Source organism: Arthrobacter sp. Y3223164, assembly GCF_059091005.1.
This window is the reverse complement of record NZ_JBNHGF010000991.1, coordinates 1-271: the sequence shown is the minus strand read 5'-3', so window position 1 is coordinate 271 and position 271 is coordinate 1. Positions and strand designations below refer to the sequence as shown.

The following is a 271-nucleotide window of genomic DNA, read 5'->3' as shown; positions in this document are numbered from 1 at the left end:
CGCCGACCGCGCCGACCTCTCCCCCGGCAACGCCGCGCCCAACGGGGCCCAGGCCGTGGCCGAAGTGCTTCGCCAGCAGGGGGTGCAGGTGACCGCCACGAATTCGCTGCAGGAGACCCGGGACCAGCTGACGGCAGGCGACGCCGCCCTGCTGATCCACGACCCGGACGGCTACCTGACCGCCGGGCAGCTGAAACCGCTGAAGGAGCAGGCCGCGCGGATCGTGCTGCTCGAGCCCGGCTTTGAGGCGCTGCGGGCCCTTGCCCCCGGC

1 protein-coding gene is annotated in these 271 nt (G+C 74.2%); it reads left to right on the top strand.

Annotated elements, in window-relative coordinates; genetic code table 11:
- Positions 1-271, top strand: a 271-nt coding sequence (locus AC5RUJ_RS19050) for a DUF4350 domain-containing protein (protein WP_494156615.1), incomplete at both ends; no start/stop codon positions are given.